We start from the raw sequence: 21890 nt of genomic DNA, 5'->3' as shown, positions 1-21890 counted from the left end.
ATGAAGAAATTGAAACAATATTGTATTGTGCTTGTGTTGTGTCTGACGGTCTTATCTGGATGTAGTTTACCAGGATTAGGTAGCAACAGTTCAGAACAAGATATTAAAATCACAGCACTTGCAACAAGTGAATCACAAATTATGTCTCATATGTTGAGACTGTTAATAGAACACGATACAAATGGTGAAATTAAACCCACTTTAATTAATAATTTAGGATCAAGTACCATTCAACACAATGCGTTAGTAAATGGTGACGCGAATATGTCAGGTGCTAGATATAATGGTACTGATTTAACTGGTGCCTTAAATGAAGATCCAATTAAAGATCCTAAAAAAGCTATGGAAGCAACTCAAGATGGTTTCCAAAAAAAATTCGACCAAACCTTCTTTAACTCTTACGGTTTTGCTAACACATACGCATTTATGGTCACTAAGGAAACAGCAGAAAAATATAATTTAGAAACTGTATCTGATTTGAAAAAGCATCCTGAACTTAAACTCGGTGTAGATAGTTCTTGGTTAAACCGTGAAGGTGACGGTTATCCTGGATTTACAAAAGAATATGGGTTTAAATTTGATACTATCAGACCAATGCAAATTGGTTTAGTATATGATGCATTAAACTCTAATAATTTAGATGTAGCTGTAGGTTATTCAACAGATGGACGTATTGCAGCGTATGACTTAAAAGTTTTAAAGGATGATAAACAATTTTTCCCACCATATGATGCAAGTGCGGTTGCTACGAATGAATTGTTAGATAAACATCCAGAGTTAAAACCAATCATCAATAAACTAGACAAAAAAGTTTCGACATCTGAAATGCAAAAACTTAATTATCAAGCAGATGGTGAAGGACAAGAACCAGCAGTCGTTGCTGAGAACTTCTTAAAAAAACATAATTATTTTGAAAATGATAAGAAAGGTGGTCAAAACTAATGGAAGGTAATTTATTACAACAATTAGTAGAATATTATTCAGTCAACTATGGCTACCTTTGGGATTTATTTTTAAAACATTTATTAATGTCTGTTTACGGTGTACTCTTTGCATCTATTGTTGGTATTCCAATTGGTATCATAATTGCAAGATATAGTAAGTTTTCTGGTGTTATTATTACTATCGCGAATATTATTCAAACCGTTCCGGTTATTGCAATGTTAGCGATACTCATGCTTGTCATGGGATTAGGTACTACTACAGTCGTGGTAACAGTATTTTTATATGCGCTATTACCGATTATAAAAAATACTTATACAGGTATAATGGGTGTTGATGCGAATATTAAAGATGCTGGTAAAGGTATGGGTATGACACGAAATCAAGTATTAAGAATGATTGAGTTACCTTTATCACTCTCAGTCATATTAGGTGGATTAAGAATTGCACTGGTTGTTGCAATTGGTGTTGTAGCAGTTGGTTCATTTATTGGTGCACCTACATTAGGTGACATCGTTATCCGAGGAACAAACGCTACAGATGGTACAACGTTTATCTTAGCTGGTGCGATACCAATCGCATTAATCGCTATTATTATAGATGTCGGTTTAAGATTATTGGAGAAACGTTTAGATCCTGCACATAAAGCAGAAAAAAGAGGTAAAACTAAGCCGCAAAGTATTAATGAATAGAAGGTCGTGAAATCATTGGCACTATTATCGATTAATTACAATTCAAAGACAATAGGTATGCATCATCATTTTATGGTAATTCTTCCAGAGGATGAAAGTTATTTCAAAAAAGGTACACAGCCTAAACCACTAAAAACACTATTATTACTGCATGGTTTGTCTAGTGATGAAACTTCGTATATGCGTTACACAAATATAGAGCGCTATGCGAATGAGCATCAACTTGCAGTTATTATGCCTAATGCAGATCACAGTGGTTATAGTAATATGGTTTTTGGTCATAAGTATTATGATTATGTGCTAGAAGTACTTGATTATGCACATCAAATTTTACCTTTGTCACAAAAGAGAGAAGATAATTTTATCGCTGGTCATTCCATGGGAGGTTACGGAACAATCAAGTTTGCATTAGCTGAGGGACATCGATTTGCAAAGGCTTGTCCCTTATCGGCAGTATATGATGCTCAGACGTTCATGGATTATGATTGGTACGATTATTCTGGAGAAGCAATTGCAGGTGTTTCAAAAAATGCTACAGGTAATGACTTAGACCCATATTATTTAGTTGACCAGGCAATTCAACAAGGTAAAGAGATACCAGATTTATTAATTATGTGTGGTACAGAAGATGCACTACATGAAGATAATAAAAAATTTATTAAATATCTAGATGAAAAGCAAATTTCATATTGTTTTGAGGATGGGCCAGGTGAGCATGATTATGCTTATTGGGACTATGCTATCAAACGTGCTATAGACTGGTTAGTAAAAGGGTAATATATGGTGACTCATATCACTGAGTAACGTTTAAAGTCGAGACGACGAAATCAATTTAAATACAAAATGGCTAATCCACTTGATGATGATAGGGATTAGCCATTTATTTTTATATTAGACGATCATTTTATATCATTGTCGAATTTTTGATGTCGTCATTATGTTTCGATGATTTTGATTTTCCATCTATACTCGTTTACTAAACTGTAGTGCGGTATTCTTCTTCTAATTTTCCTAAATGTCTCAATGTAGGTGTAAGTGCAGCGAAAAAGAAACCTTCTTTCAATTTACGAGCTTGTGGCGCACGTGGAGAATATGCTCTAGAACCACCGTTTACCATCGAAGCTTGATTTACTTCTAATAATAGGTAACCAGCTTCTTTTTTAATTTTGATCAGTTCAGCAAAATTATCGTCTAAATTATCGTTTTCAATAATATGATAAAACGCGTTTTTAAGCTGTTTATATTGGTTTTCATACGCATTGATATCGAATTCTAAGTATTTATTGATGCCATTTTGTGCGTCAGAAAATTTATGAATTAAATCTAACGAAGCTCTGATTGAACCGAGCGCTATAGGAATTTGTAAAGCTACAAATTGTGGTCGAATGGCAGAAGCAAAACTTTTTGCTTCTTTTGTTATAATTTGTGATTCAGGAATCTCTACGTTTTTCATTTCAATAGCAAATGTAGCCGACCCATTGACACCTAAGAAATTTGATTTTTCATCTAAAGTTATACCTTTTTGATTCGCTTTTACAATAAACATCACTAACTCATCTGTATCATTTGCTTTAGAAATTGCTCCAAAATAATGATCAGACGCAATATTACTTATTGCAGGTAATTTGCCATTAATAATTAATGTGTTGTCATTATAATGATGTGTTAAATTGAATGATTCTAAATCGTTAAAAGATTTCATAGGGTTAGATAAACCTGTTGCTCCTAAAATTTCTCCATTTAACAACTGTTGCTGTAAAGTTTTATTTAAATGTGGTTGATTTGCGTGTTGTAAATAAGTTGAAAATGCTAATTGACACCATAGACAAAAACCTGTAGTTAAGCAGGATTTTGAGACTTCTTCAATGACTTCTAGATTATTTTTTAAGTCATTTTCAGAAAAATAGCCATCTCTAAATAAGCCTTGAATGAATGGTCGTGGGTAATAACTCCCTTCATCAATTTCAATAACATAGGGATCTAATTCTGTTTCAATACGTTTTTGTAAAGTCATATAAATTACTCCTTTATTCTCCAAATCTGATTAAAATTAATTTTTCTAAATAACTAATTATTCTATCTATCAAAAATCCAAAGAGTCCAATAAAGAAGATCGCTGATAATACATCTTCTAAATTTAACATATTACGCGCATCTACGATTAAAAATCCTAGTCCAGATTGGGCTCCAATCATTTCACCTGAAACTAAGAAAATCCAACTTGTTCCCACTGCCATGTGAATACCAGCCATAATATGTTTAAATGAAGCAGGGAATAAGATGTTACGATATAACGTCCAACCACTTAAATTCATATTTGACGCAATTTTTAAGTATTGTGGCTCAACATTCCTAACGCCTTTAATCGTACTAAATACAATCGGGAAAAAAGCAGCGATAAAGATGATAGCCATTGCTGGTAAACTGCCAATACCAAACCATAAAACAACAAATGGCGACCAAGCTATAGGTGAAATAGGTCGTATAAGTTGAAATAACGGTTCTATTGCAGTGTGCAATAAGGTGCTTCGACCTAAAATAAAACCTGTTGGGACACCAATTAAAATTGCGATACTAAATCCAATAAAAAATCGAAATAAACTGATGCCCAGATGGGTAAATATTTCCCCGGTAATAATAAAATGCCAAATACTCTGAGCTACTAGGATAGGACCTGGGAGTAATATCGGTTTATAATCTCCAATCCAAATGACACATTGCCAAATAAATAAGAAAAGTATGAATGTTAGTATAGGTAAAGTTTGCTTTTTAATTAAATTACCTGACATGCTGCTTATGCCTCCTTATACAGTGTTGGATCAACGAATGATTTATAAGATGGTGTTTCGAAAAGTTGATGTTGGTTAATCAACTGTGTAATTTTTTGATAACCATCTTCATTAATTGATAAATTGCCATATGATGTCCATTCTGCAGATTGTTCCAATACTTTTCGATCTTGTTTAAAGTGCTTAGACATAATATCAACACTTTGTGATTTATCATTCATTCGATATCCAGCTTTTTTATAATCAGATATAAAACTTTGAGCAACATGTTTTTGATCTTTTATTAAGTCAGTTCTAAGTACTAAAGCACAACAGTATGCATCGGGAATCACTTCATTACCATGTTTTAAAGTTTTTCCTTTGCCTAACTTTTCTCCTAATGCGCCAAAAGGTTCGGCCACAGAATATCCAGAAATTCTATGTTCATTTAGGGCAGCTGGCATTTCTGCTGGAGCCATTTCATGATAACTGAATGTTTGAGCATTCAAATTTAATTGTTTTCTCATTTCTTCCAATAATAAGTAGTGCGTTGAATAACGATGAGGGATGGCAAATCGATATTGATGCTCATTATTAAAATTGTTTACCGTTTCACCTTTTTGTCCCATAATGACGTTACCTTCGTGGTGTCCTAGCGCAACTGCTTTAATATCAGCACCCTTTTGTTTAGATTTCATAGCTAATTCTATTAAGGTTGATGCGCCATCAATTCTCCCACTATTTAATGCATCCATAAGATCTGGCCAATTATTAAACTTAATTAATTTTAATTTATAACCATTATGTTTAGCTTGTGCTTTTACTTTTTGAGTCATCATTAAGTTAGCAGAATGTGTAATTGGCAAATAACCAATTTTTAAAGTCTTTTGCGGTTGATTATGTTGATTATTCTTCTGTATAGATTGATTATTACATGCACTTAGTATAAGGATCATAATTATTGGAAAGATGATTATTTTTTTCAATAGTTACAACTCCTTATATGTAATATTCAGGTTCTGCTTGATGGTGGTTTAATGCGAATTTTTCCATAATATTATTTCTTAAAGTTAATAAATAACTATCATTTCTATTTCTCGGATGTGATTGTTCAATTGAATATTGGCTTATAATATTACAGCCATCGCCGAGTAAGATAATGTGATCAGAAAGGTAAATGGCTTCATCAATGTCATGCGTAACTAATATAATCGTAGCTGTAGATTGTTTTTGGAGTTGCACAAGTTGATCTTGTAATTTATAACGTGTAAAAGCATCCAGTGCGCCTAATGGTTCATCCATCAATATGACTTTGGGTTGATGGACTTGTGCACGGCAAAGTGCTACGCGTTGTTTCATTCCTCCAGATAATTGCTCTGGAAACGTCTTTCCTTTATGATCTAAATCAACATATTTTAAATAATTATTGATTTCATCATCACTCAATTCGCGATTTAACCCTAAACGAATGTTGTCATTAATGTTTTTCCACGGCAGTAAATTATGATGCTGAAAAATCATTAAACAATCAGGTGATGGATTTTGTTTTAATTGATTTTCAATTTTAACAGTACCTGACGAAGGTGTTAAAAATCCGCCTATAATGTTTAACATGGTAGACTTTCCGCAACCACTTTTACCTAGAAAAGTAACTATTTTACCTTTTTCAATATTTAAATTAAAATCATCGATAACACGATGGTCTCCAAATTGATGTTGGATGTGATTAATGCGAATCATGGCAACACCTCTATTATTCCTATCTAATTAATATGTTTTTTGATGAAAAAAAAAGCGGCAGAAATCTAAAATGTATCATTTGATTTCATATTGCCGCTCCTTGAATAGTGTTTAGGTTATTTATAAGTTTACCCCAATTTTTAGCTTAAATAAGATTGTTAGCTAGCAATGGTGTGACGAGTGATACATACTTATAAATAACTTTTGCTAACTAAACCTGTGGAATTATAAATATAAAGAGAAAGTTTAGTTATAATTTTTCAATATCATCAATAGGTGTATCTACAGCTTTTCTTGCACGACGAACGGCGTCTTCATCAGGTGCATCATATAAGCAGATACATTTTGACATATCTTCACATACATAAGTACGTTGGAATTGAACTTCAGGGACTTCTTCATAGTGGACAGAATTTTTCTTTTTACGCGCTAAATATTGATCCATTGTGATACCTTCTGGGATGTTCCACGTAACAAGATAATCAACGTGTGCATCACCTTTTTTAACTTCTTCTAAGTCTTTACCTACTAAACGTACTTCTTTAACTAAATTAATGTTGATAGATGCATCTTCAAGAAATTGTTTAGCTTCTGTATCACTGTTCGCTTCTACAATAAAATAGCCATGTGTTAAATCTTCTGTTGCTTGTACTTCAATTAATGTTGGTACTTCACCAGTAGTGAGTTTTGCTGCTTTATCTTCTAAGTCTTTTTTAGACTTTGCGAAATCAAGATTATTTGCTTCGAGTAAATATAATGTCATTTAATAGAACCTCCAATGTTTATAATAAATGCATAGTACTATAATTCTTATCAAAATACAAGGATATAAAAGGATGTTATTTTAATTTTCTGATAATTGTTAAAAATTATATTCTATGTAAAGTAAAATCTTTCGGGAAACATGTAACGTTAATTTTTAAAAAATTTCAAAACGTATATAAAATGATATAAACATTTATATTTAATTAAACTGTATTAAATATAAGAAAAAACGGGGGGAGAAAATTTTAGGTTTCATAAAACTAAAGAAAACGTCAACTTCTATATTTATCATAGAAATTGACGCTTAAGCTTGAGCAAGCATTGTTTATGTTCTAACTTTTTATCGTTGTGATTTTAGATATTATAGTAAGACTGTTGCTAAAATTGGTGCAACAACGACTACGATTACACCTACGATTACTAGTGAAATAGAGGCCATTGAAGCTTCTGTCTCACCAAATTCTTGTGCAGATGACACTCCTAATGAATGGCCACTTGTACCAAGTGCGAGCCCACGAGCAATAGGGTTTGTAATGTTAAATAATTTAATGAGTTTGGAACCTAAAGCATAAATAATGACACCATTTAAGATTACTGCCAATGATGTTAGTTCTTTAATACCACCAATATCGGCTGATACTGGTAAAGCAATGGCAGTGGTAGCACCTTGTGGTAACATAGATGCAATGATTTCATTTGAAAATTGGAAAGCACTTGCAATGAAATAGATAAATACCAAAGCAGCTGTCGTTCCGAAAGCAATACCACCAAGGATCTGTTTCCAATATTTCTTAAGCACGTCACGTCTTTTATATAACGGAATCGCAAAACAGATAGTTGCAGGTTCTAAAAAGAAATTGATGATGTCGCCACCGATTTTATAATTTGCATAATCTATACCTGTTAACTTTAGAAATGCTATACCGAAGACCATGCTGACAAATAATGGTGTAAATAAAAAGAAGCCATTCGTCTTCTTGAATAATATCGTTGCTACGATAAAAGGTATAATAGATAATAAAATTCCAAAATATGGTGTGTTAATGCCTAAATGTTCAATCATAATTTTTCCTCCGCTAACTGTTTAGGTTTTCTTTTCTTAGGTATAAATGATTTTGTAATTAACATTTGTGAGAAAAATCCTGTGCATAGTAATAATAAGATTGTAGAAATGATAATTAGCAATATAATCAAGATCGGACTTTGGCTTAATACGCCTAAAGAATTAATAACTGAAATACCTGCAGGTACAAATAAGAAACCAATATTATTTGTTAGCGTCGTACCCACTTTTTCAACTTCCCCAAGTTTAACAATCCCTGTACATAAAGCGATAAATAATAAGACTAGACCTATCACTGATGCTGGCATTGGAATAGGCATGAAACTTTCGATAATATTTGATAAAAGCATGATGATTGCCAACACTAGTACTTGATGAAAAAAGTTATACGTTTTTGAATGACTAGGCTGCTTCTCAGCTTGTTTTTTGTTTGTTTCCATAATGTATTTCCTCCCGAATTAATCTTGAGTTAATTATAATATGAAAACGGTTGCTACTAGTCGTTTTAAAGGTGAATTACGAAACGTATATACTGAGTTGCATTAATTACGATGTGACATTCAAAGTAAGCCCATATTCTGCTTGAACGTTTTCATATATGAGCGACTGACTTGGAATTTTAATGCATTTGTCATCGTAAGTTGATAGGTATAGTTAAACCAATGTTCTATTGTTTGTATGTGTACTTTATTAACAAGCGTGGCACGGTGAATTCTCATAAACAAAGGATCCGCAATTTTTTTTTCGTAATGGTTAAGTGGTTCAGTTGTATGATAATTTTCTTGTAAGGTGTTGATTGTAGTAATACCGTTATTAACAGAAATAGCAATAATATCTTCTAAATTAATGATATGAATACGCTCATCTACTTCAATAGGTAAAACCATTTGTGAAGTTGGCGTATTTTCTTTGTGTGCATCATTTTGATGCTGGCTGACATCATTTGCTTGTTTATAAGTATCGTGATCGAGCGCTGTTTCAACTTTATGGATGGCCTGTGCAATACGTTTTTGTTCGAATGGTTTTAAAATATAATCCGTCGCATCTAGCTCAAAAGCTTTAACGGCGAAAGTATCATGTGCCGTAGCAAAAATAATATGTGGTGGGTTTTGCATTTTGTTAATTTTATTTGCTAAATCGAGTCCACTCTCTTCCATTAAATTAATATCTAAAAAAATTACATCATAACGATCATAAAGTAAGAGTTCTAATGTTTCTGAAACATTTTCTGCTTCATTAATTACATCAAACGTACGAATTTCATTTAATAAGTAATGAAGTTCGTTACGCGCTAAAGGTTCATCATCTACAATAATTGCTTTCAATGTTTTTCGTCCTCTCTTATGAAAAATGGAATAGTATAACTTACGTTGGTACCTTCTTTGCTGGAATGAATATGCATTTTAGCTGTAATACCAAATAAGCCTTCCAATCTGTGATTTAAATTCTCTAAGGCGCTACCTGTGCCTAAATCAGAATAAACACGTGTTTTACCTATATTATTAATTTTATCATCAGGGATTCCTGAACCATTATCTTCAACTGATATATATAATCCATCTGCTGTTTTATAAGCGGTTACGATAATACGATTGTTATATTTACGGTTTTTAAAGGCATGTTTGATGGCATTTTCTATAAGTATTTGTATTGCAAATGGTGGTACAAGTGCACCATAACATGAATCTTCAATATTGAATGAAACATCAAAACGATCTGGATAACGTGCTTGTTCCAGTGATAAATAAGCCTCAACTTGTTGCAATTCCTTTTCAAGTGAAATCGTATTGTTACGTGCACCTTGTAAATTTGAGCGGAAAAATTGGCTGAGCTGTAACAGTAACTTTCTTGCTTTTTCACTATCAATTCTGACTAAGGCAGAAATTGTGTTAATGGCATTGAAAAAGAAGTGCGGATTTACTTGTGCTTGTAGTGATTTGATTTCGGCATCTCTAACTAAAGCGCTTTGTGTTTCAGCTTGTCCTAATTCAAGTTGACTAGAAAATATCTCTGCAAGACCAGATGCTAACTGTTTGTCGGAATGAGAAACATCGTGCCTATTAGTAAAATATAGTTTTAAAGTACCAATAACATCATTCTTGACTCTTAATGGAACGACAATGGCTGCTTCAAGCGGGCATTCAGGATGATTGCAACCAATATCTTCCCTTGAATATGCTTCTTTTAAAGTACCTGCTTGTATTGCCTGTTTTGAAAGATTGGTAATGATTTGTTTTTGGGCAACATGATGATCACTTGCTGCACCTACATGCGTTAATATATCTTTACGATTAGTGATAGCGACTGCCGAAACACGCATAAGATCTAAAATAATGGTAGCTGCTTGTTTGGCAGAATGCTCATTTAATCCCGAGCGGAAAAATGGTAATGTTTCATTTGCTAGTTGTAAAACATCGTGTGTTTGAATAGCACGTGTTTCTTCTTCTTGTTTGATTGTCGATAATATAATTGATAAAAAAATTGCTGTACCGATTGAGTTGATTGAAATCATAGGTAAAGCAATTAATTTAACTAGTGACCAAGCATGCTCCGTATTATCAGAAAAGATTAAGATACAAATCATTTGAATAACTTCTGTAGTACCTCCAATGATAGTACCTTTAACTATGGTAGGATACTGACGTGCACGCATTGCTCTATAACCAAAATAACCGGATACTAGCGCAATAAATATAGATGAAATCAGATAAATATAAGCATCAGCACCACCAATATAAACACGATAAATGCCTGAAATTATTGCGACAAAAATAGCGACGAATGGTCCTCCAATTAACCCTGAAACGCCTATGGTAAGTACGCGCGTATTTGCGAGAGAAGCCTCAGGATCTAAGTGATTATAGACGCTACCATTAACGACTTCATTGCCATTGATTTGTATACCTGTGAAGTTTGAAATCATAGAGAAACACCCGAAAATGATGATGAGCTGCCATTGTGAACTTCGTTTATCTCTTTGATTCATCATTGTTTTAAAGTGATTAATATTCATTAATATATAAGCGATAATAATAATAAGACCTACACGTTCTAGTAATAAAATAAATAAATTTAACATCTCATACACCTTTATAGATAATTTGTCTATCTAGTATAATACATAATTTTGATTATGTATTAATTATTCTTATAGAAAAAATAAAATTTCTAAACGCTATCAATATATTTTGTGGAATAATTAAAAAGTTACTTAATACACTTTGCGTGCTCTTTTTTTAGCAATAAATTGAAGTAAATGTTATTTTTATCTTATTGACTTTTTTAAAAAATGTTTTGAATTTTAAAAAGTCATGTTTACCATGTAATCATTATTATAAGGCAAGAGAAAATGTTTTGGAGCTGGACAAGTTAAATCATTAATAATGATTATGGTTGTTTTACGGGGATTTAGGAGGCAAAATAATATGGAATCAGAACAACCATTTGAAGGAGATAACAGACTTCTTTCAGGTATTTTTTTAAGCGTAATAACATTTTGGTTGTTTGCTCAATCGCTCGTTAATATCGTTCCTGCATTAGAAACATCTTTCACAACTAGTTATGGAACGATTAACGTAGCCGTAAGTTTAACCGCATTATTATGTGGTTTGTTTGTTGTAGGTACAGGAGGACTTGCAGATCGATATGGTAGGGTCAAAATGACTTATATCGGTTTGACTTTAAGCGTTCTTGGATCATTACTTATTATCATTCCAGGATTTGTCCCTTTGTTAGTACTTGGGAGAGCAATACAGGGGCTATCTGCAGCATGTATCATGCCTTCGACATTAGCAATTATAAATGAATACTATATTGGAAGAAGGCGACAACGTGCGTTAAGTTACTGGTCTATCGGTTCATGGGGTGGTACTGGAATTTGTTCGTTTTTTGGTGGCATCATGGCTACCTTTGTAGGATGGCGATCTATATTTATTATTTCAATAATAGTAGCTTTAGTGTCTATGTATTTAATCAAACACACGCCAGAAACGAAAGCCGTTCAAACCGAGGCATCAAAACGTGCCAAATTTGATTTTGTAGGGCTAATTATATTAATAGTTGCAATGCTGAGTGTCAATTTAATCATTACACAATCTTCAAATTATGGTTTCTTTTCACCGCTTATTTTGATGTTAATTGTGATATTCATCATTTCAATTATTGTATTTATATTATTTGAAAACAAAGTTAAAAACCCATTGATAGATTTTAAACTTTTTAAACATAAAGCATACAGTGGTGCTACAGTGTCAAACTTTTTACTAAATGCTGTAGCAGGGACGCTTATTGTTGCGAATACTTATTTTCAATCGGGATTACATTTCACCTCATTCCAATCTGGTATGATGACTATTACTTACTTAGTAGCTGTTTTAATCATGATTAGAGTCGGAGAAAAAATCCTACAGGAAATCGGTCCTAAAAAACCAATGCTTATAGGTGCAGGGCTTAATGCGATAGGGATTCTATTAATCTCGTTAACCTTTTTACCTACACCTGTTTATGTCATCAGTTGTGTGTTAGGTTACTTAATTTATGGTGTGGGCTTAGGTATGTATGCCACACCTTCAACAGATACAGCTGTTACTACTGCGCCAGAAGATAAGGTAGGTGTCGCGTCTGGTGTATATAAAATGGCATCTTCACTTGGTAACTCATTTGGTGTAGCTATTTCAGGGACAATATTTACGATTATGTCAGCTCGTGACAATATTCATGTTGGTGCCATGTATGGACTGTGGTTTAATGCTGCATTAGCAATCATTGCATTTGTATTTGTATGGTTATTAGTTCCGAAAAAGCAATTTAATAATTAGTTATGGAAATAAGATTTTTGAAGTAAATAACAAAATGAAATGCATCCTCTATGCTAGATTAAGCATCAAGCATAGAAGGGTGCATTTTTTAGAGTAGTATATATGAAAAAATTAGGATATAGACAAACCTCATATGCGTAAATTAGTTTGAAATGTACAGTAAAATTATTGGTTATCATTGGGAAATCATATTATAATTTAGTAAACGCTTACAAGGAGGTCTGGATTGATGCAAACTTTATGGCAAAATGAACAAGATCGTTTAACTTTACTAAAACAACTTGTAAATCACCAATCAATTACGAATACACAAGGAGAGAAAACATTCCCTAATCTGGTAAACCAATTGTTATTTCAACTTAAATATTTTAAGACCAATCCCAATCAAATTCAAAAAATACTAACGGATGATGATAAAGAAGCATTAATTGCTTTTTATCAGGGTTCCCAATCCGGTAAAACTATTGTACTTGTTAGTCATTATGATACGGTCGATGTGTCGGAATTTGGTTTAGCTCATGATTTAGCTTGTAATCCTGATAAATTAAAGCAGTATTTTTTAGAAAACCAAAATTATTTAGATAAAGGGGCTGTAGAAGACTTACTTAGTGAAGATTACTTATTTGGTCGTGGGATTATGGATATGAAAGCAGGTCTCATGTTGCATATGTCTTTAATTGAATTAGCATCCATTGAACAATGGGATATTAATTTGATTTTAGTTACGGTTCCAGACGAGGAAGTAAATTCTTCTGGTATGAGAAAAGCGGTAGAAAAATTAGCAGAATTAAAAGCTAACTACGATTTAGATATACAATTACATTTGAATAGTGAACCTACTTTTCAGCAAGCTACTTCAGATGAAAAACATTATATATATTCAGGATCAATTGGTAAAATCATGCCAGCAGTACTGTGCTATGGAAAGGAAACACATGTCGGTCAGCCTCTTGAAGGTTTGAGTGCTAACTTTATGATGAGTTATATTACACAAGCGGTAGAATATAACACACAGCTAAAAGAACATTTTGAAAATGAATCCACACCTGTACCTGTAACATTAATGATGAAAGATATTAAAGATACATATGATGTGCAAACGCCATACAAAACCATAGGATTATTTAACTTCTTTCTATTTAACAAAACACCTAAAGATGTTTTTAGAGAATTCATAAATACGGTCATCACTGCTGTTGAGCGTTGTGAATCGGATTGGCTATCTGTATTAGAAACAGAAGATTACCAATTCGATAAAAAAATTAATGTTCTGACATATGAGCAACTTAGGCAATATGCTGTTAAACAGTACGGTGAAGAAGCAATCACTAATCTTATAGATCAAACACTTCAAGAAACGTCAGAGTTACATTTACAGAATATTCATGTTGCAGATAAGCTGATGCAAATATGTAAGAATATAGCGCCAGCTGTAGTGACATTTTTTGCTTCACCTTATTATCCAGCTGTTAATGCTTCATCCGACAAGCACGTATCCTCAACTATAGAATTAGTGAAACATACACTAAATGAACAATTTCAGCGTAGTAGTGAACAAGTATATTATTTTAATGGCATCAGTGATACGAGTTATTTAAAGTTTGATGGAGATATGGAACAGATGGTTATATATGAGCAAAATACGCCAAATTTCAATCGTACATACACTATTCCTTTTGAATCAATAAAAGCCATCAGTGCACCTACATTGTTGATAGGACCCATCGGCAAAGATGCTCATAAATTAAGTGAGCGTCTGCATAAGCAGAGCGCATTAATAGAATTACCTGTCGTGCTAGAAAAAGTAGTTAAGTCATATATTTAAACTAGATATGTAGCTAGTACTTGTTAGAAGGTGTGCGATTACGCTATTATGAATAATAAATGTTTAAATAACTTTAATTGAAAAATGGAGTGTCAAATATGATAGAGGCGTATAAAGATTTTTGGAAAAAATATATAGATTTTCAAAGTAAATCCAATAGATTAGAGTTCTGGACACCAGTGCTGATTCATATTGTTAGTATATTTATTGTAGCTATTATTGGTGTTATTGCTTTTATTTCAGGTGCTTTTATTGTTGCTACAATCCTGTCAATATTGGTTGGGATTTTTGTTTTGGCAATGATTATACCAATGTTTGCTATTACATTGCGACGATTTTATGATGCAGGAAGAAGAAGAACTTCTGCCATCATTCTTATAGCTGTGTCTATTATTATGAACATTTCATTTGATTTGATTCAAATCAATAGCATAGCCATCTTACTTAATGTGATTGCATGGATATGTACGATTTTATTAATCATTGAAACATTGCTACCTTCTCGTAATGAATCGGATGCCACTTTAAAATGGTTATAGCATTTTAAATGCGAATGAAGATATGAGACAGCAAGTGTTTAGATGTATGAATTATGGCGAACTTTAATGTCGTAGTAGAGGAATAAGTATAATACACGCGTTTTAACAAAGATGTTCAAGTAATTTTCCAAAAATGAAAAATTAAAATTTATCGCTTATAAGCCGTTGTCATTAAAAGTCTGAAACATGTAAAAGATGTTTTGGACTTTTTTGTTTATGTTGTTAGGGTATAAAAATTATCTGAAAATTCATTGTATTAAAAAAAGTAAACCTTTAATATAAAAGAAGAAAGGTGGAGATAACATGGAATGGTTAAAATTGATTGGAATTTTAATTATAGTACTTGGTTTTTTATTCAAGATTGATACGATTGCTGTGATTTTAATCGCCGCTGTAGCGACGGGACTTGTATCAGGTTTAAATTTGTACGTTATTCTTGACACATTAGGAAAAGCTTTTGTTGATAATCGTTTAGTTACACTTTTTATTTTAACATTACCTATGGTGGGGTTAATTGAGCGTTTTGGTTTAAAAAAGCAGGCCTCGAATATGATCGGTAAGGTGAATAAAGTTACGAGTGGGCGATTGATGACTATCTATTTATTCATTAGAGAATTAGCGGGTGTTGCATCAATACGTATCGGAGGACATCCACAGTTTGTACGTCCATTGATTAATCCAATGGTACAGGGTGCGTTAAGAACACGCTATCATTTGCAAGAACATGAAGTAGACGAAAAGGATATCGAAAAGATTAAAGCGCAGACTTCTGCGATGGAAAATTATGGTAATTTCTTCGGTCAAAATTTGTTTGTAGGGTCAGCAGGTGTATTGTTAATGGTTGGTACGTTTCAGTCTTTAGATATTAAAGTGAATGCCATTGATCTTGTATTAGCATCATTACCAATCGCTGTTATTGTCTTTTTTATTGTGTGGATAAATAATATTAGATTTGATAAATATTTAGATCGGAAATACGGTAAAAAGCAGGTGGAAAGACATGAGTGAGCATACATTAAATCAAATTTTAGAACTATTTTACATATTAATTGGTTTACAATTACTTTATACGGCATATCGCGTGTTAAAAGCATCAACAAATAGCAAAAAATATGGTACAGCTTTATTTTGGATTTTATTAGCTATTTTATTTATTGCCGGTCCTTATATACCTAACGTAATCAATGGCATATTTATCATAGTTATGGGAATATTAACGCTATGTAAACAAGTGGTTATTAAAAATATTATAGATGTCAACGAAGCACAGGGAAATTTAGGTTCACAAAAATATGGAAATAAATTATTTATCCCCGCTATTGTTTTAGCTATAGCTGCGATTATCGTTTCTAATTGGACACCATTAGGAGGAGCAATAGGTTTAGGTGTTTCTTCGATATTAGGGTTACTTGCTGCATATATTGTTATTAAGCCAAATGGTAAATATATACTTTATGACAGTGACCGTCTAACCCAACAAATTGGAACAGTTGGTATACTACCGCAATTCTTGGCTGCATTAGGCGTACTTTTTACAGTGAGTGGTGTGGGGGATGTTATTTCCAAAGGCATATCCTCTTTTTTACCAGAGGGCAATCATCTTATAGGTGCGGCAGCATATGTCATTGGCATGGTGCTTTTTACAATGTTAATGGGTAATGCATTTGCTGCATTTACCGTTATCACAGCGAGTATCGGTATTCCATTTGTTATCGCCCAAGGTGGAGATCCTGTTATAGCCGGTGCACTGGCTATGACTGGTGGATTTTGTGGTACATTATTGACACCTATGGCAGCTAATTTTAATACTTTACCAGTTGCTTTATTAGAAATGAAACAAGAGTTCGGCGTGATTAAAGCGCAAGCGCCCATTGCACTTATATTAATTTTGGTGCATATAGGATTAATGTATGTTTGGGCGTTTTAAAATGTAAAAAGTATAAATTAAAAAATGAAAAGGGGATGTTAATGATGAAAATATTAGTAACAGGGTTTGATCCTTTTGGTGGAGAAGAGATTAATCCAGCATTGGAAGCTGTTAAATTATTGCCAAATGAAATTGAAACACATCAGATTGATAAGATAGAAATACCTACAGTTTTTAATAAAAGCAAAGAAACTATAGTTAATAAATTAAAACAAGAACAATATGATGTTGTATTGGCAATTGGACAAGCAGGTGGAAGATTTGAATTGACGCCAGAACGTGTAGGTATAAACATTGATGATGCGCGTATACCTGATAATGAAGGTAACCAGCCGATAGATGAAGTTATTCAATCATCAGGCGATGCCGCATATTTTTCCAATTTACCAGTTAAACGTATGACAGAGGCGATTAAGTCTGCAGGGGTACCAGCGAGATTGTCTAATACAGCAGGTACTTTTGTATGTAATCATATTTTGTATCAACTTGGATTTTTACAAGCAACACAATTTCCAAATATTAAATTTGGATTTATACATGTGCCTTTTATCCCTCAACAAGTCACAGACAAACCTGAAAAACCATCCATGTCTATTCAAACGATTGCAGAAGGTTTGGAAGCTGCTCTAAAAGCGATTATAGAATCAGATGAGGACATTAAAATTACTTTAGGTGAAACGCATTAAATTATTTTTAGAACATATATTAAAATAAAAAAGCAGTGACACATACTATGATGATAGCGGGTGTCATTGCTTTTTTTAGTGCGTAAAACAATGTAGTAATAAAGTCGTAACTTGTTATTTTAATAATCGTGTTCATTTCTTGAATAATTCATACGAACTTCATAATAAGTTTTTCCAAAATAAGTAGCTTGTTTATCATTGCTCAACTTAAATCCAACTTGCTCATAAAAATGAATTGCATTTTTATTTTCTTCAACTACCCATAGGGTTACATTGTCAGGATAAGATAATTCCAAGGCACGTTGTGTAAGTGCATAACCAATCATATGACGCTGATAATCTTCCAATAAATAAAGTGCGAAGATTTCACTCCAGTCGTCAGAAGAAGATGAGGATTCCGTTTTGCCATAAGATATGAAACCTACTACTTCGTTTTCGACGAGGGCAACTAATGTCGGAACATTGTGCAAATAAGACTTTCTGATAAATTGAGCTTTGTCTAGGTTTTCTAAGTAATTATTTTTAGATAAATGGTCATAAGTTTCCAACCAACTTTCATAGTGGACAAGTGCTTTACCATACTTATCTGCTTCAGTTAATGCTCTTATTGTAAACTCCATACATCTTCCCCCTTTGTTTATCAAATTGTAAATATTATAGCATCTAACGATGTGTAAAAGAAATTTTTGAATTCATTACAAGTAAATGAAAGAATTTTAAAATTCAATAAAGTAACATGACTCATTGTTTAGTCAATATTTGTTTAATTGAGGGAATCCGCAAGTTTTAAAGCTTCTTGTTTTGCTTGTTTACTGTAATATGAATGAGCAAAGTGCATTTGTAAAATTAAAAACAAACCACTAAATGTCCAATACAAACCAAGTGCTGCTGCAGAATGTAAAGATATGTAAGTTATAAAAATAGGTGATAATATCATCATCACATAATATGTTTTGCGTTGATTTTTAGGGTAATGCATTGCATTTACAAGAGGTTGTATGAAATAAATAGCAGCTGCAATTAATGACATCCATAAATCAGGTTTTGTTAAATTGAACCATAAAAAATGAGGGAATTGATCTATTCCACCACTGCTAGGAAATTTAAGTGTCACGATTAAACCAAATAATATGGGCAACTGTATTAAAATTGGTAAACAACCGATAACGCTTTTTATTGGATTAATGTCATAACGCTTATAAGTGGTCATCAAATCTCTATTAGCTTCACGTTTTTCCTCCTGTGTTTGCGCATCTCTTACGCGTTGTTTGATGTTATCAATTTGCGGTTGTACTATCTTTGTTTTTTCTCTGATCAGATGCATGTTTTTAACTTGTATTAACATAAACGGCATTAAGATAAGGCGTATGGTCAGTACAATCATGATGATGGCTAACCCATAATTGTCGTTAAACAACTTTCCCAATCCATGCAAAAACATATCAATGGGTTTTACAAAAATAAAGTAAAACCAGCCACTTCTATCCTCTTGTTTTGAATAATCACAAGCAGTTAAAAGTAAAGGTAGCATCGTCATCATTAAGACAATCCAATTTTTCTTCATATGTTATTTCCTCCTGCTCGGGTTTTGAACAATGTAACTTTAACACAATTGCATACAATTTTTAAATATTATTTAAATAATTTCGAAAAACATTTTAATGAATGACTTACAGGTATGTTTGATATACAGAATGATTTGCTGAACGAAACTTATATGAATACAAGCGGAACATTTAAAGAATAAAGTGAAGTTGTGTCATAATGAAATTGTTAAACGAGTAGAGGAATGTGATAAATATGTTAATAGGCATGATTTCAGATTTACATATCGATAGACATAATAAATTAACGCCCAAAGATTATGAACAGGCATTAGTTACAGTAATTAAGCAACAAAAAATTGAATTATTACTTATCGCTGGAGATGTTTCAAATCATTATAAGTTAACGCAATCATTTGTGAAGGAAATCGAGATACAAACAATGATAAAAGTACTGTTTGTACCGGGAAATCATGATTTTTGGTCAACGGATACTGGGGCGACTTCTTCTGAAATCTTGGATACTTATATCAAAATGGATAATTGCTTAATAGATGATCCTTTTGTCATAAATGAAGCGTGGGCGATTGTAGGTAATACAGGTTGGTATGACTATACATATGCACACTCTAAATTCTCTTTGGAACGCATTGCACGTAGGAAATATTATGGCGCTACTTGGCAAGATAAAGTGAAAATAGATTGGCAAATTGAAGACCAAAAATTATCAATGATAGCGGCCAAACAAGCGATGAAGGATATTGAAAAAGTAAAAGATAAAAAAATTATATTAATGACACACATCGTGACTCATCGTAAATTCGCAGTACCAATGCCACATAGAATATTTGATTATTTTAATGCATTTATAGGCACTTCGGATTTTGATGAAATTTATACCCAATATGATATTAGATATAGTATTATGGGCCATGTTCATTTTCGAAATGTTTTTGAAGAAAACAACGTGACATATATTTGTCCGTGTTTAGGCTATCAACGGGAATGGCGTACACCAGATATAGAACAGGAAATCAACCATGCGTTACACAAAATAGAAATTAATTAATCATTTTTGTAAATGAATGCTCATACGTCCAGGAGCATTATAACTGCTTTCTAATTTCTGTTTGTTAATTTTTATAATTTGATATTTATTCGGAAAAATAGCAGGTATAATAATTGATTTCCATAAATTAGACCATAATGGATCAATATAATAATAATGGTTATCGTCATAACCAATCAGCACGGTAACATGAATGTTTGATACCAATTGATGATGTGTATTATCAATTTTAAATGTTTTGCTAAAAGGCTTTTGACCTAAAACAGTGTGATAAATGATGACAGGTTGCCCTTTATCAATGACGTCACATAATGAAGCCAGTGATTTCCCAGTACTATTAACAATACGTTTATCATACGTTTGTAAATAGGGTGCTAAGGCTGTAGGGAAAATCGTTTGATGATAACCACCCCATTTTACCCATAAGTGATGACCTACATAGCCTTTATATGGATTATTTGCGTGTTTCGGCCAGTGTTTCATGATATGTGTTGCTGGTATTTTGTGATTATTGAATTGTAATATCATTGCACTTGCTATGCCTTCGCACCCCATAATCATAGGTATCGGGAACAATTGGCTAATTGGTTTAACGGCTAATATTTTTTTATTCATAGATAGAGACTCCTGTATCGAATATTAAAGATTTATTAACATTGATGATTGCTTTTATTATATATCTATATCGATTTAAGTGACTACAAAGATGCTTAAATCATAGTTAATATTAGATATATTTTAATAAAAATGGTTATAATGTGCGAAAGGGGTTGAAAACAATGGATTATAGAATAGAAACATTATCCGACATTCCAGTGCCAGTTGTAGGGGTAAAAAGAGCATATGCAACTGGACAAAAAGCACAAGAAAATATTTTTAAGTTTTGGATGGAATTTGAAGCAATGGGTTACAAAAATCACTTGATATCACAAAGTAATCAATACCTCGAAGGGTTATTAGGTGTTTGTCTTCCTAAAGAAAATGGCGAAATGCATTATTTAATAGGTGTAACAAATGAGAAAACGCAAAGTGATTGGGAACAAGTAGAATTAGTAGAAGGCAGATACTTAGTATTTGATGCCAAAGGCCCAGTTCCAGAATCGATTAAACAAGCAATGCAAACCATTCATAGAAAAATCTTACATACTCTAGATTATGAATTGCGAAGCGCTCCTTTTTTTGAGTTGTATAAACCAGGTGAATTACATTCAAACGACTATATTACTGAAATTTGGTTTCCAATCAAATAGTAGAATAGAAGTTTGAAATCAACGATGTTAGAAATATAAACACAATTGTGTCGTGTAATCGTCCATTTCTATTTCAAGTCAAGTAGAATTGGACATTTATTGTGTTTATAGTATTTTATAGATTGGTATATTGAGCAAGCAAAAGAAAAGACGCCACTAAATGACATGTTGAAACATGAATTTAGCGGCGTCTATATTAATTTTTTAACCTAAGTTTTCCAAATCAATACATATGTTATTAAATTAATTGTGAATGTTGATAA

23 protein-coding genes are annotated in these 21890 nt (G+C 32.6%); 11 read left to right on the top strand and 12 right to left on the bottom strand.

Annotation, left to right across the window (positions count from 1 at the left end; translation table 11 throughout):
• From KA833_RS00395 to KA833_RS00385, 3 genes are read left to right on the top strand one after another with little or no spacing between them, the layout of a single operon-like run.
• Positions 1-942: an osmoprotectant ABC transporter substrate-binding protein gene (locus KA833_RS00395; RefSeq protein ID WP_070657958.1), complete on the top strand. Its 942-nt coding sequence runs from the start codon at positions 1-3 to the stop codon at positions 940-942.
• The gene (locus KA833_RS00390; RefSeq protein ID WP_019470117.1) at positions 942-1634 is read left to right on the top strand and encodes an ABC transporter permease; all 693 of its coding nucleotides are present in this window, start codon (positions 942-944) and stop codon (positions 1632-1634) included. Before KA833_RS00395 ends, KA833_RS00390 begins: the two co-directional genes overlap by 1 nt.
• A gap of 15 nt (positions 1635-1649) precedes the next feature.
• Positions 1650-2411, top strand: coding sequence for an alpha/beta hydrolase (locus KA833_RS00385; RefSeq protein WP_073344091.1), 762 nt, complete (start codon positions 1650-1652; stop codon positions 2409-2411).
• Positions 2412-2610: 199 nt separating this feature from the next.
• Here KA833_RS00385 and KA833_RS00380 read toward each other — a convergent pair whose 3' ends face one another.
• The 9 genes from KA833_RS00380 to KA833_RS00340 form a co-directional block, all read right to left on the bottom strand.
• Positions 2611-3648 carry an acyl-CoA dehydrogenase family protein gene (locus KA833_RS00380; protein ID WP_210128231.1) on the bottom strand — a complete coding sequence of 346 codons (1038 nt, stop codon included), beginning with the start codon at positions 3646-3648 and terminating at the stop codon, positions 2611-2613.
• 13 nt (positions 3649-3661) lie between these two features.
• Positions 3662-4423 (bottom strand): ABC transporter permease, encoded by a 762-nt coding sequence (locus KA833_RS00375; RefSeq protein ID WP_046207559.1) that lies wholly within the window; start codon positions 4421-4423, stop codon positions 3662-3664.
• Between the two features lie 5 nt (positions 4424-4428).
• Positions 4429-5388, bottom strand: coding sequence for an ABC transporter substrate-binding protein (locus tag KA833_RS00370; protein ID WP_046207560.1), 960 nt, complete (start codon positions 5386-5388; stop codon positions 4429-4431).
• Positions 5389-5401: 13 nt separating this feature from the next.
• Positions 5402-6142, bottom strand: coding sequence for an ABC transporter ATP-binding protein (locus KA833_RS00365; protein WP_210128232.1), 741 nt, complete (start codon positions 6140-6142; stop codon positions 5402-5404).
• A gap of 250 nt (positions 6143-6392) precedes the next feature.
• Positions 6393-6905, bottom strand: coding sequence for a DUF4242 domain-containing protein (locus KA833_RS00360; RefSeq protein WP_019468800.1), 513 nt, complete (start codon positions 6903-6905; stop codon positions 6393-6395).
• A 363-nt stretch (positions 6906-7268) separates the two neighbouring features.
• Positions 7269-7970, bottom strand: a complete 702-nt coding sequence (lrgB, locus tag KA833_RS00355; RefSeq protein ID WP_019468801.1) for an antiholin-like protein LrgB — start codon at positions 7968-7970, stop codon at positions 7269-7271.
• Positions 7967-8410 carry an antiholin-like murein hydrolase modulator LrgA gene (gene lrgA, locus KA833_RS00350; protein WP_046207562.1) on the bottom strand — a complete coding sequence of 148 codons (444 nt, stop codon included), beginning with the start codon at positions 8408-8410 and terminating at the stop codon, positions 7967-7969. The genes lrgB and lrgA overlap by 4 nt, the downstream gene beginning before the upstream one ends.
• 120 nt (positions 8411-8530) lie before the next feature.
• The gene (locus tag KA833_RS00345) at positions 8531-9295 is read right to left on the bottom strand and encodes a response regulator transcription factor LytR (RefSeq protein ID WP_046207563.1); all 765 of its coding nucleotides are present in this window, start codon (positions 9293-9295) and stop codon (positions 8531-8533) included.
• On the bottom strand, positions 9292-11049 hold the full coding sequence (locus tag KA833_RS00340) for a sensor histidine kinase (protein ID WP_046207564.1): 1758 nt from the start codon (positions 11047-11049) through the stop codon (positions 9292-9294). The genes KA833_RS00345 and KA833_RS00340 overlap by 4 nt, the downstream gene beginning before the upstream one ends.
• 346 nt (positions 11050-11395) lie before the next feature.
• Between KA833_RS00340 and KA833_RS00335 the strand changes: the two genes are divergently transcribed.
• The 6 genes from KA833_RS00335 to pcp all read left to right on the top strand — a co-directional run bounded on the left by KA833_RS00335 (position 11396) and on the right by pcp (position 17764).
• Positions 11396-12787 (top strand): MFS transporter, encoded by a 1392-nt coding sequence (locus tag KA833_RS00335; protein WP_046207565.1) that lies wholly within the window; start codon positions 11396-11398, stop codon positions 12785-12787.
• Positions 12788-13016: 229 nt separating this feature from the next.
• The gene (locus KA833_RS00330; RefSeq protein WP_174894783.1) at positions 13017-14612 is read left to right on the top strand and encodes a M20/M25/M40 family metallo-hydrolase; all 1596 of its coding nucleotides are present in this window, start codon (positions 13017-13019) and stop codon (positions 14610-14612) included.
• Positions 14613-14710: 98 nt separating this feature from the next.
• Complete coding sequence (locus tag KA833_RS00325) at positions 14711-15151, top strand: DUF805 domain-containing protein (RefSeq protein WP_064209313.1); 441 nt, start codon at positions 14711-14713, stop codon at positions 15149-15151.
• A gap of 303 nt (positions 15152-15454) precedes the next feature.
• Complete coding sequence (locus KA833_RS00320; protein WP_210128233.1) at positions 15455-16159, top strand: DUF969 domain-containing protein; 705 nt, start codon at positions 15455-15457, stop codon at positions 16157-16159.
• Entirely contained in the window at positions 16152-17078 is a 927-nt protein-coding gene (locus KA833_RS00315; RefSeq protein WP_019468808.1) for a DUF979 domain-containing protein, read from the top strand. The genes KA833_RS00320 and KA833_RS00315 overlap by 8 nt, the downstream gene beginning before the upstream one ends.
• Positions 17079-17122: 44 nt before the next feature.
• The gene (pcp, locus tag KA833_RS00310) at positions 17123-17764 is read left to right on the top strand and encodes a pyroglutamyl-peptidase I (RefSeq protein WP_210128234.1); all 642 of its coding nucleotides are present in this window, start codon (positions 17123-17125) and stop codon (positions 17762-17764) included.
• Between the two features lie 119 nt (positions 17765-17883).
• Here pcp and KA833_RS00305 read toward each other — a convergent pair whose 3' ends face one another.
• A complete protein-coding gene (locus KA833_RS00305) occupies positions 17884-18384 on the bottom strand; it encodes a GNAT family N-acetyltransferase (RefSeq protein ID WP_046207571.1) in 501 nt (166 codons plus the stop codon).
• Between the two features lie 143 nt (positions 18385-18527).
• Positions 18528-19328: a membrane protein insertase YidC gene (gene yidC, locus KA833_RS00300; RefSeq protein WP_019468812.1), complete on the bottom strand. Its 801-nt coding sequence runs from the start codon at positions 19326-19328 to the stop codon at positions 18528-18530.
• Between the two features lie 236 nt (positions 19329-19564).
• Between yidC and KA833_RS00295 the strand changes: the two genes are divergently transcribed.
• On the top strand, positions 19565-20377 hold the full coding sequence (locus tag KA833_RS00295; protein WP_046207572.1) for a metallophosphoesterase: 813 nt from the start codon (positions 19565-19567) through the stop codon (positions 20375-20377).
• On the opposite strand, the gene KA833_RS00290 is transcribed toward KA833_RS00295, so the two are convergent.
• On the bottom strand, positions 20378-20992 hold the full coding sequence (locus KA833_RS00290) for a C39 family peptidase (RefSeq protein ID WP_210128235.1): 615 nt from the start codon (positions 20990-20992) through the stop codon (positions 20378-20380).
• Positions 20993-21156: 164 nt separating this feature from the next.
• Here KA833_RS00290 and KA833_RS00285 point away from each other — a divergent pair, with 164 nt between their 5' ends.
• Entirely contained in the window at positions 21157-21627 is a 471-nt protein-coding gene (locus KA833_RS00285; protein WP_210128236.1) for a GyrI-like domain-containing protein, read from the top strand.
• The last annotated feature ends 263 nt before the right edge of the window (positions 21628-21890 follow it).

This window comes from Staphylococcus sp. GDY8P67P (assembly GCF_017892545.1).
GTDB classification, from domain to species: domain Bacteria; phylum Bacillota; class Bacilli; order Staphylococcales; family Staphylococcaceae; genus Staphylococcus; species Staphylococcus ureilyticus.
This window is presented reverse-complemented; position numbering and strand designations above follow the sequence as displayed.

Bases quoted from the DNA above. Each gene is read 5' to 3' on its own strand.
- KA833_RS00395 (WP_070657958.1), top strand. From the start codon at position 1: ATGAAGAAATTGAAACAATATTGTATTGTGCTTGTGTTGTGTCTGACG.
- KA833_RS00390 (WP_019470117.1), top strand. From the start codon at position 942: ATGGAAGGTAATTTATTACAACAATTAGTAGAATATTATTCAGTCAAC.
- KA833_RS00380 (WP_210128231.1), bottom strand. From the start codon at position 3,648: ATGACTTTACAAAAACGTATTGAAACAGAATTAGATCCCTATGTTATT.
- KA833_RS00375 (WP_046207559.1), bottom strand. From the start codon at position 4,423: ATGTCAGGTAATTTAATTAAAAAGCAAACTTTACCTATACTAACATTC.
- KA833_RS00365 (WP_210128232.1), bottom strand. From the start codon at position 6,142: ATGATTCGCATTAATCACATCCAACATCAATTTGGAGACCATCGTGTT.
- KA833_RS00360 (WP_019468800.1), bottom strand. From the start codon at position 6,905: ATGACATTATATTTACTCGAAGCAAATAATCTTGATTTCGCAAAGTCT.
- lrgB (WP_019468801.1), bottom strand. From the start codon at position 7,970: ATGATTGAACATTTAGGCATTAACACACCATATTTTGGAATTTTATTA.
- lrgA (WP_046207562.1), bottom strand. From the start codon at position 8,410: ATGGAAACAAACAAAAAACAAGCTGAGAAGCAGCCTAGTCATTCAAAA.
- KA833_RS00340 (WP_046207564.1), bottom strand. From the start codon at position 11,049: ATGTTAAATTTATTTATTTTATTACTAGAACGTGTAGGTCTTATTATT.
- KA833_RS00335 (WP_046207565.1), top strand. From the start codon at position 11,396: ATGGAATCAGAACAACCATTTGAAGGAGATAACAGACTTCTTTCAGGT.
- KA833_RS00330 (WP_174894783.1), top strand. From the start codon at position 13,017: ATGCAAACTTTATGGCAAAATGAACAAGATCGTTTAACTTTACTAAAA.
- KA833_RS00325 (WP_064209313.1), top strand. From the start codon at position 14,711: ATGATAGAGGCGTATAAAGATTTTTGGAAAAAATATATAGATTTTCAA.
- KA833_RS00320 (WP_210128233.1), top strand. From the start codon at position 15,455: ATGGAATGGTTAAAATTGATTGGAATTTTAATTATAGTACTTGGTTTT.
- KA833_RS00315 (WP_019468808.1), top strand. From the start codon at position 16,152: ATGAGTGAGCATACATTAAATCAAATTTTAGAACTATTTTACATATTA.
- pcp (WP_210128234.1), top strand. From the start codon at position 17,123: ATGAAAATATTAGTAACAGGGTTTGATCCTTTTGGTGGAGAAGAGATT.
- KA833_RS00305 (WP_046207571.1), bottom strand. From the start codon at position 18,384: ATGGAGTTTACAATAAGAGCATTAACTGAAGCAGATAAGTATGGTAAA.
- yidC (WP_019468812.1), bottom strand. From the start codon at position 19,328: ATGAAGAAAAATTGGATTGTCTTAATGATGACGATGCTACCTTTACTT.
- KA833_RS00295 (WP_046207572.1), top strand. From the start codon at position 19,565: ATGTTAATAGGCATGATTTCAGATTTACATATCGATAGACATAATAAA.
- KA833_RS00290 (WP_210128235.1), bottom strand. From the start codon at position 20,992: ATGAATAAAAAAATATTAGCCGTTAAACCAATTAGCCAATTGTTCCCG.
- KA833_RS00285 (WP_210128236.1), top strand. From the start codon at position 21,157: ATGGATTATAGAATAGAAACATTATCCGACATTCCAGTGCCAGTTGTA.